Here is a 13,156-nt window from a genome sequence, read left to right on the forward strand (position 1 = left end):
CATATTTTATTGTTTCGGATGCCCATAGCTTTGTACGAAACAATTTTTTATGATTACTTGGAAAAAACTTCCCCAAAGCGAACAGCAATTACGCATCGAAAAAGCACTTAAGGAAAATGTAAACTTTGCCAACGACATTTCCTTAGGGTATCCGGGCTCCCGACTGGACGGAGAAGTATTCCGCAATGACGCGCCTTTTTTGAAAGATGCACCACTGTTGCAAACGTATGTAGCCAATCCCAATCATATCGGCTGCCACACTTTTGGTGTTTCCGAAAGTGCTTTTAGCGGCACACAGGAAATGGAGCGCGAAGTACTGCAGATCATTGCCGTAGATATTTTTAAAGCGGAAATCAACACATATGACGGATATATAGCTCCGGGCGGAACGGAAGCCAACATTCAGGCGATCTGGATGTACCGCAATCATTTCATAAACGATTGTGAAGCAAAACTGGAGGAAATCGCCATTATCGCTTCAGAAGACACCCATTATTCGATTCCGAAAGCCGCCAATTTGCTGATGCTCGACTGGTATGCTGTTCCGGTAGATTTCGAAACCCGTACGATGGATACCGAGCAATTGGAAAACATAGTCGCTTCCGCGAAAACCAACGGAAAGAAATTCTTCATTGCCGTTTCCAATATGGGAACCACCATGTTCGGTTCCATAGACGATCCGGAAGATTATATCACCATTCTTGAAAAACATAAACTGACCTATAAACTTCATATCGACGCTGCTTATGGCGGATTTGTATACCCCTTTACGAATAAAACATCGGCTATATCATTCGAAAATCCAAAGATCAGCTCGATAACTATTGATGCGCATAAAATGCTTCAGGCGCCTTATGGCACGGGAATTTTTATCTGCCGAAAAGGACTGATAGAAAACGTACTGACGAAAGAAGCTCAATATGTGGAAGGACTTGATCTGACACTTTGCGGAAGCCGTAGTGGTTCCAATGCCGTGGCGGTTTGGATGATAATGTTTACCTATGGCGTCTTTGGCTGGTGCGAAAAGGTGCGAATCCTTCAAATGCGTACCGACTGGCTCTGCAACGCTCTTGACGCTTTAAATATCCGATATTTCCGGGATCCGTTTATGAATATTGTCACAATCCATGCTGAATACATTGCGCAAGGGCTGGAAAAGAAATATGATCTGGTTCCCCAAAAGCACGATAAAACCAACCAATGGTATAAAATTGTGATCATGGATCACGTGGAAGTGGATCATTTGAGTACTTTTATAACCGATTTGAAAAGTACCCGTTATGTTGAAAAAAGAACTGAGACAGAAGTATAAAAACCTAAGAAACGAACTGACTTTTGAAGAAATACAGGACCTGAGCCTGAACATCGCCAACAATTGTCTTTCCTTACCGGTTTGGAATAAAACCTATTTCCACTTATTTTTGCCAATTGAAGATAAAAAGGAGATCAATACCGAATTTCTCTTACAGATTCTTTCCGGAAGGGATAAGGAAATCATTGTATCCAGTTCAGATTTTGAGCATCTCAAAATGACGCATTTCCTTTTGACGGACAATACCCGAATCAAAAAGAACACATATGGAATTCCGGAACCGGTTGATGGAATTGAAGTGCCGTCGGAAAAGATCGAAGTAGTTTTTGTTCCGCTTTTAGCGTATGACAAGCAAGGACATCGTGTAGGTTATGGCAAAGGTTTTTATGACCGATTTTTGTCCGAATGCAAACCGGAAACCCTAAAAATCGGACTTTCGTTCTATGATCACGAGGAAAAAATAAGCGATGCCTTTGAAAGTGATATTAAACTGGATTTTTGCGTAACCCCGTTTGGAATTTTTAAATTCCAATAATTTAACTATATTCGCTAAAACCAAATCTCATTTTCATGGAAACAGCAACCCCAAAAAAGATTATTTGTGGCCTACTGCTGGCTGTTATGACCCTAAGCATGAACAGCTGCATGGTTTCACACCACCATCATCACAAATCACATAAGTTACCGCCCGGACAGGCAAAAAAAATATCCGGTGACAAGAGCGCAAAACGACATGCTCCGGGACACAATAAATAAAAAAGGATGCCGAAAGCATCCTTTTTTTATTATCTAAATCGAATTACAATTTCATATTATTTAGCAAATGCTTTTTTATTGAATACGATCAAAATCCCGACTCCTGTTGAAATCGCCACATCGGCCACATTAAAAATAGCGTTGAAGAACGTAAAATGGTTTCCGCCCCAGATTGGCAACCACGACGGCAGATTCCCTTCCCAGATCGGGAAATAGAACATGTCTACCACTTTTCCGTGGAACCATTTCCCATACGGCTGATGGCTGAATAAAGTTGCTACCTGTCCGTAACTGTCATCGAATAAAACTCCGTAAAATACCGAATCAAGGATATTCCCTACAGCGCCGGCCAATATCAAGGCAACGGCCACAATAAGAAAATTAGAAGAGCTTTTCTTAACTGCATCATATAACCAGTAACCAATACCTCCAACAGCTACAATCCTGAAGACGGTCAGCATTAATTTTCCAAAAGCACCGGGGATTTCAGCACCCCAAGCCATACCGGAATTTTCGATAAAATGGATACGGAACCAGTCAAAAACGTAAATTTCCTCGTCCAGTCGGAAATTGGTTTTGATGTATATTTTAGAGATCTGGTCGATTACCAGAACGAGAATTACCAGTAAATAGGCTTTTTTTAACGACATTTTACTAAATTAAGCAACAAAAATAAACTATTTAAACCATATAAAAAACGCCCCCTAGGGAGCGTTCAGTAAAATTTTGAAAAGATTAACGTTGCAGATTCTTTGCTTCGATGCTCATGGTTGCATGAGGAACCAGTTTCAATCTCTCTTTATTGATTAATTTTCCAGTTACTTTACAAATTCCGTACGTTTTGTTTTCAATTCGGATCAATGCGTTTTTTAAATCACGAATGAATTTCTCCTGACGAATGGCAAGCTGTGAATTGGCCTCTTTACTCATAGTTTCGCTACCTTCTTCGAAAGCTTTAAACGTTGGTGATGTATCATCAGTTCCGTTGTTTAAGTCGTTTAGGTAAGCGCTTTTTATCAAATCCAAATCGTTTTTTGCTTTTTCCAATTTCTTCTGAATCAACTCTCTGAATTCCGCTAAATCCGCGTCGGAATACCTTATTTGCTCGTCCACCATAATTTCCCTATTTTGAAATTAATATTCTTGTTTTTAGTTCATCAAACTCAATTTCCGTACCATTTTCGATACGGTCTTCAAAAACCAGCTCTTCTGTTAGCGTTTCCGATTTTATGTATGCTTCATTATCTTTTACGGCTTCCTGAATAATACCGTCTTTTAGCATCGTCACTCTAATCTTATCCGTTACTTCAAAACCTGAGTCTTTGCGTATATTTTGGATTCGGTTAACCAATTCCCGGGCAATACCTTCCTTACGTAATTCGTCTGAAATTGTTATGTCCAGGGCCACGGTAATTCCACCCGAATTGGCAACCAGCCATCCTTCAATATCCTGTGAAGAAATCTCTACATCTTCAGATGTTAAGTTAACACTATTTCCTGAAATGACAATGCTTAAAGTGCCTTCTCTTTCCAGTTTAGCGATACTTTCCTGATCTAAATTCTGTATTTCTTTGGAAATCAACCCCATATCCTTCCCAAAACGAGGTCCTAATGCTTTGAAATTCGGTTTGATCTGCTTCACTAAAATACCGGAAGCATCATCCAACAGCTCTACTTCTTTCACATTTACCTCCGCTTTAATAAGATCGGAAACGGCTTCGATTTCGGCACGCTGATTCGCGTCAAGCACAGGAATCATAACCTTTTGCAGCGGTTGACGCACCTTGATCATTTCCTTCTTACGCAATGATAAAACTAAGGATGAAACCGTCTGAGCTTTCAACATTTTACTCTCTAACGATTTATCAACAAAGTTTTCAACGTATTTCGGGAACGCTGCCAAATGTACGCTTCCGAATTTTTCTCCTTGTGTAGCCTGTGTTAAATCTCCGTAAAGTCTGTCCATAAAGAACGGTGCGATAGGCGCTCCTAACTTGGCAACAGTCACCAAGCAAGTGTAAAGTGTCTGATACGCCGCAATCTTATCCTGGGCGTAATCACCTTTCCAGAAACGACGACGGCACAAACGCACGTACCAGTTACTCAAGTTCTCCTGAACGAAATCAGAGATAGCTCGGGCCGCTTTTGTTGGTTCGTAATCGGCGTAGAAACTATCCACATCTTTAATTAAAGTATTTAATTCCGATAAGATCCAACGGTCAATTTCAGGTCTTTCGTTTAACGGAATTTCCGCTTCTGCGTATTTAAATCCGTCTATATTAGCATATAACGCGAAAAACGAATAGGTATTATACAAAGTTCCGAAGAATTTTCTTCTAACTTCAGCCACTCCTTCGATGTCAAATTTCAGGTTGTCCCACGGGTTTGCATTGGCAATCATGTACCAACGTGTCGCATCCGGACCGTATTCCGCCAAAGTAGTGAACGGATCCACTGCATTCCCCAGACGTTTGGACATTTTCTGTCCGTTTTTATCCAACACCAAACCGTTGGAAACTACATTTTTGTAGGCCACTTTATCAAAAACCAACGTTCCGATAGCGTGTAATGTGTAGAACCAACCACGGGTCTGATCTACCCCTTCTGCGATGAAATCCGCAGGGAACGACTTATTTTCGTCAATTAACTCTTTATTTTCAAAAGGATAATGCCATTGCGCATAAGGCATCGCTCCCGAATCGAACCAAACATCGATAAGGTCGCTTTCACGTTTCATCGGCTTTCCTGATGGGGAAACTAATGTAATATTATCAACTACATTTTTGTGCAAGTCAACCAACTCATAATTCTCTTCACTCATGTTTCCGATTTCAAATCCTTTGAATGGATTTTCGGTCATAAGCCCGGCGGCAATCGCTTTTTCGATTTCGTTGAACAATTCTTCTGCCGAACCGATACAGATTTCTTCGGTCTTATCTTCTGTTCTCCAGATAGGCAACGGAATCCCCCAATATCTTGAACGGGACAGGTTCCAGTCGTTGGCATTTTTCAGCCAGTTTCCGAAACGTCCTTCCCCGGTAGCTTTAGGCTTCCAGTTGATAGTATCATTCAAATCGAACATACGGTCCTTCACATCAGTTACTTTGATGAACCAAGAATCTAACGGATAGTACAACAACGGCTCATCGGTTCTCCAACTGTGCGGATAGCTGTGAACGTATTTTTCAATCTTAAACGCCTTACTTTCGGTTTTTAATTTCAAAGCTATTCGCTCATCCACCGATAAATAATTTTTTAAGTCGGGAATTATCGATTTTAACTGTTCTTTTTGCACTGCAAAATCACTTGCCTTTTCCTCTTCATCAAGATATTCCGCTTTTACATATTCCCCTGACAGTCCAAATACCTTATCATGAACTTGAGGCAAAAACCTACCTCTTAAATCAACCAATGGCACTGGATTCCCATATTCATCTAAAACCAGCATCGGTGGCACTTCAGGAGAAGCTTCTTTAGCAACTTTCGCGTCATCCGCACCAAATGTCGGTGCAGTATGTACGATACCGGTACCATCTTCCGTAGTAACGAAATCACCTGAAATTACACGGAAAGCGTTTTCAGGATTTTGGTATGGCAATGTATATGGCAATAATTGTTCGTATTGAATTCCGACAAGATCGGCTCCTTTACATTCTGCCAGGATCTCGAAAGGTATCTTTTTATTTCCTTCTTTGAAATTATCGAAATCAGACTCTTCGCTGGTCGCAAAATAATTTTTCGAAAGTTGCTTTCCAACTAAATTTTTAGCCAAGATCACATTGATCGGACGGAACGTATACTGGTTGAAGGTTCTCAACAACACATAATCGATCTTCGGTCCAACGGTCAATGCCGTGTTACTTGGTAAAGTCCATGGCGTTGTCGTCCAGGCAAGGAAATAGATTTCATCCAATTCCAACGCTTCAAATTTGTATTGTTTTAAATTGTTGGACGTGATGTAATCGTAAAATTTGGCGAACGTCAGTTTTCGCTGATTATCCAAAACCTTGAACTGTGCCACAATCGTAGTATCCGTTACATCACGGTACGAACCCGGCTGATTTACTTCGTGCGAAGACAAACCGGTTCCGGCTTTAGGCGAATAGGGCTGGATCGTATAGCCTTTGTATAATAGATCTTTATCGTAAATCTGTTTCAGCAACCACCAAACCGTTTCCATGTATTTGGATTTGTAGGTCACATACGGATCTTCCATATCTACCCAATAACCCATTTTTTCGGTCAGGTCATTCCATACGTCGGTATAACGCATAACGGTTCTTTTACAAGCTTCGTTGTATTCGGCGATGGTGATGGTTTTCCCGATATCTTCTTTGGTGATGCCCAATTCTTTTTCGGTACCCAATTCAACCGGCAAACCGTGTGTGTCCCAACCGGCTTTACGTTTAACCTGGAATCCTTTTTGAGTTTTATAGCGACAGAAAATATCTTTGATCGCACGCGCCATCACGTGGTGAATACCCGGTAATCCATTTGCTGAAGGCGGACCTTCAAAAAACACATAAGGGGTTGCACCTTCACGGGAAGTTACACTTTGTTCAAAGATGTTTTGCTTTTTCCAGAAATCAAGCACTTCAGAAGCCACGGTTGGCAAATCAAGTCCTTTGTATTCAGTGAATTTCGTACTCATTTTGTCGTTTTCTAAAATCAATGCGCGAAAGTACGGAATTTTAAAGAAAATAGAGAAAAGAAGCAGGAAAAAAGACGAATAAACGCAACAGTTTTAAGAGTTTGCTAACATTTAACATACCTGCCACTATGAGAAGACCTCTTTAAGCACTTCCAGGGATTTTGGTTTTTTAAATCCTTCGAGATGAACAGCATAGTAATCCAGAAGAATTTTTAGCAGTAGCTGACGCTCTGTCCCGGCGAAAACCTTTTGATCGGAATCCAGTTTTAAACCGATCAGTTTTTTAAAAAGAAATGTCTCATGATCTGAGAGGCAACTGATGCCGTGAAAAGCAGAAAACACCCCTTCATTAAGCTCAAAAAAAGACAGATCCACTTCGGAAACATCCGGATAAAACCCTAAGTATTTTGTTATTTCCAGCAACAGGATCAGGTGAAAATTGGCCATTTCTTCGTGCGTATCAAGCCAAATCAAAGCGGCTTCAAGAAAGGAAAATAAAGCTTCATTCTGTTCTTCTTCGCGAATACTGTGATGCAGCATTTCCGACAGAAAAATGACAATGGTACTTTTATAGATATCGGTATTTATGGAATGATAAGGCATCGCTAATTTAATCTCCTTAAAATGCTCCAAGGTGCCTTTGTTCTTATGTACGGCTTCGATTTCGAGGATGCTCAACGGTTGAAAATAAGCTATTATGTGATTTGATTTCTTACCCGAAAAAGCATTGGGTACAAAATAGGATTTCAAACCATTAGACTGGGTAAAGCATTTTACGATCAGGCTTTTTTCCTGATATTTTATGGCGCTTAAAACGATTGCTTTGGTTTTAACCAGCATTGAATTACTTACGAATTACAAAAGACAAATTAAAAATCATGAAATACCAACCAATCAGTTATAATTACCTTACGATCATCACTTTTTTTACGGTGGTCTCCGTTCCGTCTCCGGAAGCGACAAAAATCATATACACCCCGGAAGCGACTTTGTGTTTACCGAAGGCTTTGGTATCCCATTCCACCGTTCCTCCTTCGGATGTGGTTTCATAAACCAGATTTCCTCCAATATCGGTGATTTTCACATTGGCATCATTGATCAAGCCGCTGATCTTAACCGTTCCTGTATATTCCGGTCGCACGGGATTCGGATAAATATAGACGTGACTCAGATCTTCCGCGGCTTTCGTAGCAGTCCCTTTAAAAGAAACCAATCCTTTATCGGTAGCAAAAAACACCTCTCCGGTTACGCCGTCAATTTCAATATCTAACACATTATTGCTTGGCAGCGGCGAATTAGTCTTTGTAAAATGGTGCAGGGTTTCCTGACCGTTGGAAGAAACCAAAAATACTCCTGCTCCATCAATGGCTACCCACTTATTATTGGATCCGTCCACCACAATATCCATAATACTTTGCTGGTAAAAAAGTTCCTGAGCCAGATCATTGTCCAAAATGATAATTGGATTTGTATCAAGGCTGGTATCGGATAAAAAGCGATCCACACTCGGCAACACACGTAACCCTGCAAATGTTCCGATCCACAATTGGTTACGGTGATCCACAGCAACACAACGCACATCATTATCGGGAAGGTTTCCGGCATCTGAACCTGATTTTATCAATATGAATTTATTGTTGTAATTTTCGTTGAATCCGATCACACCGTTTCTGTAGGATCCGATCCATTTTGTCCCGTTTTTGTCAGCAACTATTGAAGAGTAATTGTCTGCCGGGGGATTCGTAGTTACATTGGTAAAATCATAAGAACTCCATTGGCCATCCATTTTTAAAACTTTCAGGCCTTTTGCAACCCTGCTGTTCGTTACCCAAAGACCGCCTTGTTTATCAAAAGTACTGGCTCCGATAAAACTTACGTCGGGTATGATATCTTCCAACGGACTATTTGAAGAATTGTATAAAAAATCGGCTGCCCTGTTATTTACCCTGAGTAAGCCGGAATGAAATGATCCAAAATAAATTTGATTTTGATTGGTCGGATTGACAGTAATATTTGAGATCGCTTTGGCTCCCAAAAGTTCAGTGTAGGGTATAAAATCCCATCCGTTCTGATTATTATAATAACTTATTTCATATTCACTCGGCACATTACCACAGCAATACTCAAAAGGATTGTATTGTTTCGTATAACCTCCATAAACTGCCCATAGGACACTATCCGTTTTTTTAACTCTGAAAACCTTATTCCGTTCCGGCCCGTTAGGTGTACAATTTTCAAATAGTGTTGGGTTCCCAATTGTTGTCTGATACAATCCTTCTTCGGACGTACCTATGAAGATTTTATCCCCAATGGCTGTAGCACATGAAAACGATGAAATGACATCCGGTATCTGGGTAATGTGTGACAGTTGTACCAATTGATTATCATAAACATAAACATGATTGGCTGATGTAAAAACCAAACGGTCATTGTAGGCCCGCAAATCCCTGATGGCTTGTCCTACATCTGTAAGTTGTTGAAAAGCGCCTCCTGTATGTCTATAAACCTTATTATTACTATGAGAGGCAATCAATTGATTCTGAAAAGTTACTATACCGCTCCAATAATCGGTATCAAATGTGGTCCATTGGCTGAAATCCACCAGATTCGGACTGGAATAATCCGCTCTGCGAATACCGTTTTGCTCTGTTACCGCATAGATAAATCCATTAAAAACCGTGGTCTGAAAAACCTTGATTTCCTCGCCCGCCGGCCCTATAAAGTAGGTATCCCCGAATTGCGATGTGGCCAGATCAAAAACACAGATACCGAAATCGCACGACAGATAAACTTTTCCTTCATATTCATAAATATGGTTGATCTTTTTTCGGTTTGGGGGAATAGACGGTTTGTTAAGAATATCAATTACATTTAAAACCGACCCATCACTTTCATTTACCACCAAAAGCAGTCCATTTTGATTTCCTATTACGATTTTACGAAACGTTTCACTGTAATGCACTGCAGATATCACATCAGCCTTTAAACCGTCCACGGAATTGATAGTCTTCAGGTCATTGGTCTGTATATTCTTTGAAAAAACAGCATTTTCAGACGCTGCGTAGACGTTATTGGCAGATTGGGAAAGGTCTTTAACTTCTGCATAGGAAAAAAAACCTCTCCACAACTGGCTTTGCTGTGAAAAAGAATTAATGCTAATAAAAACAAGCAGGATAAAGTACTCTAATTTTCTCATTAATCTCAGTTTGTTGTACAAATATAGTCTAAAACGGCACTTTTCAGTTTTTTATATATTTTACTTTTAAAAAAAACTTCCCGTGAACACAAATATTTCACACATTGGCAGAGAAAATTTACATTTTTTTTAAAGTCTTTTTTACTTTTTTTTTGAAGTGAAGTTTGTTTTTATATATTTGTCAGATATTGACCTAAATTTTAGAGTAAAATGCCCAAAAAGATTTTATTTATCCTGCTAGTCGCTTTAGGAAGCAGTAATGCTATTAGAGCTCAATTTGGTTTTTCCCACGAAATCGGAGCAATTGCTGGTCCTGTGATGTTCATGTCGGATTATGGTGAAAGATATGATTGGGAAACAAATTCCGGAAATAACGGATATGGTATCGGTATCGTACACTATCTGAATTTTTCTTATAGAGCGGAATGTAACTGTTACACTCCTGAAACCTACTTTAACGATCACTTTAAACTGAGAACGGAGATTTCTTATAACAGATCTGAACTTAAGCACTATGGTGAATGGGTTGACTCAAAAAGAACGTCGATCACTGCTCAGCAGTTAAGAGGTATGCGAGGAGTAGCTTCGAATACGGATATCGGAATGCAATTAGAATACTTTCCTTTGAGTATCCGAGATTTCACCGTAACTGATGGCGCCTTCGGACCTTTCGTAAGTTTAGGTGCGCATTACACTTATTACAACCCTGAAGCAAGTTCAACCAGAGGACGTTTAGACCAGCCTGGTGTGTTGCCTACAAAATATATCGGAGGTGTTTCCAATGATGACGGAAGTACATGGTCTGTTGTGGCCAGTGTGGGAACCCGTTGGAAGCTAAATGAATTATCCGATTTGATGATTGATTTACGTTGGCAGTATTACTTCTCCAACTGGGTTGACGGGGTAAATCCTGATCCTAATATCTATCCGGAAAATAAAGCCAATGAATGGTTGGTTTGGTTAAACTTCGGATACATTTACTATTTGCAATAGATCAAAACAAACATATATAAAAAAACCACGCTCACTGCGTGGTTTTTTATTTTTAGGCCAATGCCTGTTTTAAATCTTCGATTAGGTCGGCAGCATCTTCAACGCCAACACTTAAACGAACCAAATCGTCTGTAATTCCGACTTCTTTACGTTTGTCTTCAGGGATTGACGCATGTGTCATCAATGCCGGGTGATTCGCTAAGGATTCCACTCCGCCTAATGATTCGGCCAACGTAAATACTTTAAGTTTTTCTAGGAAGCTGATAGCATCTGCTTTTGCACCTGATTTAAATGTAAACGTCACCATCCCGCCAAAACCGCCAATCATTTGTTTTTTGGCAATTTCGTGAAAAGGATGGTTTTCCAATCCCGGGTAATAAACGCGTTCCACTTTCGGATGGTTCATTAAAAATTCCGCTACTTTCACTCCATTTTCGCAATGTCTTTGCACACGTAAATGCAGGGTTTTAATGCCGCGCAACACTAAGAAGCTGTCCATTGGTCCTAACGTACCGCCGGTAGCAAATTGTTTGAAGTGCAACTCGTCACCTAAAACTTTGTCTTTGATCACAAGAGCTCCCGCAATTACATCACTATGACCTCCCAAATATTTTGTTGCGGAATGCATCACGATATCAGCGCCTAAATCCAAAGGTTTTTGAAGGTATGGTGTCGCAAAGGTATTATCCACCGCGAATAAGATATTATGTTTTTTAGTGATTTTGGCGATTTCAGTGATATCGGCCAACTTCATTAGGGGATTGGTAGGGGTTTCTACCCAAACCAACTTGGTGTTTTCATTAATCAGCTTTTCAAATCCTTCCAAATCGTTCATGTCCACGAAATGGAATTTGATGCCGCTGTCTTTGTACAAACGAGTGAACAAACGGTACGTTCCTCCGTACAAATCATCCATAGCTATAATTTCGTCTCCGGCTTTGAACAGGCGCAACAAACAGTCAGTTGCTGCCAATCCGGACGCAAATGCCAGTCCGCGGGCTCCGTTTTCGATAGAAGCCAAAGCATCTTCCAAAGCTTGACGTGTTGGATTTGCCGCACGGCTGTACTCATAATCGCCCACCGGTTGTCCGGGAGAAACCTGAGCAAAAGTAGAAGTCTGGAATACCGGAGGCATTACCGCGCCGGTCACTTTTTCATGATGTTGTCCACCATGTATTACTTTGGTATTGAATTTCATATAGTATTCGTTTAAATTTCAAATAAAGGCACAAATTTATCGTTTAATTTTGAAACGAGTAAGGGCAAACCAATTTACAATTAGGATGACCGGCTGCTGAAAATCAGATAAGCTTATGAATTCGCATCATTACTCCGGTATGAACCCCTTCATGATAATTATTGAATTCCATCGCTTCCTGAGCATTTCGGATATTAAAACCGGACATAGTGGTAAATTCTTTATACTCTTTAAAGACACCATTTGAAAAATCGGTTTTGGTCTGATTTACAGTTTCAAAAAGCAAACTTTTAATATGATCCACTTCTTCCTGAGTCACGGGATTTTCAGGTTTGGTTCCTTTTTTATATTTTTCGACCATTTCTGCAGAAATCAACATTGGCAAACCGGACAAATTGTACACCAACATTTGCTGGACAACAACAATGTGACCAATATTCCAGATCAGATTATTAGAAAAACCGTCCGGAATTTTATTTAAACGCTCTAACGAATTGTCTTCCATAAATTTAAGAAGAATGTTTCTGCTCGACTGGGTAATGTCAAAAGTGGATTGCATAACGGTATAATTTAAAGTGAAACAAAATCATCGGTTTTCGGAAAAGAACCCATTACCTGACCAACAATTTCAGGAATTGGTCTGGCTAGTTTTCGCAACTTGGTGTCAATCCACGCTCCGTCCAGAGTGATCACGGCACAAAGCTCTTCTTTATCATTTCTTAACTCATGCACAATGGTCCAACGGGAAGCATCCGCTCTCATTTTTCCCATTTTTGTACTGATGAAAATCTTATCCCCCAAGTGCATCTCTTTTCTGAAAACACACTCTTCCCTAAAGATAATCGGTCCGAAGTGTCCTTCCTGCATCACTTTCATCGTTAATCCTTCCCGTTCCAAAAGTTCGATACGGTGTTGGGCTCCATAATCGTAATAGGCACTGTGGCGCACATGAAAATTCGGGTCTAAATCCGACCATCGAATGGAAATCTCTCTGGTAAAAGCATTCATTTTTGTAAAATTTACCCAAAAATAAAGAGAATAATCCGCTTC

At 40.2% G+C, this 13,156-nt stretch carries 12 protein-coding genes; 4 read left to right on the forward strand and 8 right to left on the reverse strand.

All coding sequences use genetic code 11. The features are described 5' to 3' along the window. Nucleotides 1-49 precede the first annotated feature (49 nt). From AC3E9U_RS15050 to AC3E9U_RS15060, 3 genes are read left to right on the forward strand one after another with little or no spacing between them, the layout of a single operon-like run. The gene (locus AC3E9U_RS15050; protein WP_488747749.1) at nt 50-1,312 is read left to right on the forward strand and encodes a pyridoxal phosphate-dependent decarboxylase family protein; all 1,263 of its coding nucleotides are present in this window, start codon (nt 50-52) and stop codon (nt 1,310-1,312) included. Beyond that, nucleotides 1,281-1,847 carry a 5-formyltetrahydrofolate cyclo-ligase gene (locus tag AC3E9U_RS15055; RefSeq protein WP_488747750.1) on the forward strand — a complete coding sequence of 189 codons (567 nt, stop codon included), beginning with the start codon at nt 1,281-1,283 and terminating at the stop codon, nt 1,845-1,847. Before AC3E9U_RS15050 ends, AC3E9U_RS15055 begins: the two co-directional genes overlap by 32 nt. A 35-nt stretch (nt 1,848-1,882) precedes the next feature. Further along, nucleotides 1,883-2,068: a hypothetical protein gene (locus tag AC3E9U_RS15060; RefSeq protein WP_488747751.1), complete on the forward strand. Its 186-nt coding sequence runs from the start codon at nt 1,883-1,885 to the stop codon at nt 2,066-2,068. Between the two features lie 56 nt (nt 2,069-2,124). On the opposite strand, the gene AC3E9U_RS15065 is transcribed toward AC3E9U_RS15060, so the two are convergent. From AC3E9U_RS15065 to porZ, 5 genes are all read right to left on the reverse strand, one after another. Then, nucleotides 2,125-2,718, reverse strand: a complete 594-nt coding sequence (locus AC3E9U_RS15065; protein WP_488747752.1) for a lipoprotein signal peptidase — start codon at nt 2,716-2,718, stop codon at nt 2,125-2,127. An 85-nt stretch (nt 2,719-2,803) separates the two neighbouring features. Then, nucleotides 2,804-3,184 (reverse strand): TraR/DksA family transcriptional regulator, encoded by a 381-nt coding sequence (locus AC3E9U_RS15070; protein ID WP_023573087.1) that lies wholly within the window; start codon nt 3,182-3,184, stop codon nt 2,804-2,806. Between the two features lie 7 nt (nt 3,185-3,191). Further along, the gene (gene ileS / locus AC3E9U_RS15075) at nt 3,192-6,719 is read right to left on the reverse strand and encodes an isoleucine--tRNA ligase (RefSeq protein ID WP_488747753.1); all 3,528 of its coding nucleotides are present in this window, start codon (nt 6,717-6,719) and stop codon (nt 3,192-3,194) included. A gap of 126 nt (nt 6,720-6,845) precedes the next feature. Then, nucleotides 6,846-7,559 carry a DNA repair protein RecO gene (recO, locus tag AC3E9U_RS15080; protein ID WP_488747754.1) on the reverse strand — a complete coding sequence of 238 codons (714 nt, stop codon included), beginning with the start codon at nt 7,557-7,559 and terminating at the stop codon, nt 6,846-6,848. 64 nt (nt 7,560-7,623) lie between these two features. Then, nucleotides 7,624-9,915, reverse strand: a complete 2,292-nt coding sequence (porZ, locus tag AC3E9U_RS15085) for a type IX secretion system anionic LPS delivery protein PorZ (RefSeq protein ID WP_488747755.1) — start codon at nt 9,913-9,915, stop codon at nt 7,624-7,626. 210 nt (nt 9,916-10,125) lie between these two features. On the opposite strand from porZ, the gene AC3E9U_RS15090 reads away from it, so the two are divergent. Next, entirely contained in the window at nt 10,126-10,908 is a 783-nt protein-coding gene (locus AC3E9U_RS15090) for a THC0290_0291 family protein (protein WP_488747756.1), read from the forward strand. A 52-nt stretch (nt 10,909-10,960) separates the two neighbouring features. Here the strand turns inward: AC3E9U_RS15090 and AC3E9U_RS15095 are convergent, their stop codons facing one another. The 3 genes from AC3E9U_RS15095 to AC3E9U_RS15105 all read right to left on the reverse strand — a co-directional run bounded on the left by AC3E9U_RS15095 (nt 10,961) and on the right by AC3E9U_RS15105 (nt 13,114). Next, nucleotides 10,961-12,106: a cystathionine gamma-synthase gene (locus AC3E9U_RS15095; protein ID WP_488747757.1), complete on the reverse strand. Its 1,146-nt coding sequence runs from the start codon at nt 12,104-12,106 to the stop codon at nt 10,961-10,963. A 103-nt stretch (nt 12,107-12,209) separates the two neighbouring features. Beyond that, complete coding sequence (locus AC3E9U_RS15100) at nt 12,210-12,665, reverse strand: DinB family protein (protein ID WP_488747758.1); 456 nt, start codon at nt 12,663-12,665, stop codon at nt 12,210-12,212. Between the two features lie 11 nt (nt 12,666-12,676). After that, nucleotides 12,677-13,114: an acyl-CoA thioesterase gene (locus tag AC3E9U_RS15105; RefSeq protein ID WP_488747759.1), complete on the reverse strand. Its 438-nt coding sequence runs from the start codon at nt 13,112-13,114 to the stop codon at nt 12,677-12,679. Between the last annotated feature and the right edge of the window lie 42 nt (nt 13,115-13,156).

The sequence above is a fragment of the Flavobacterium sp. 21.1 genome (genome assembly GCF_057801535.1).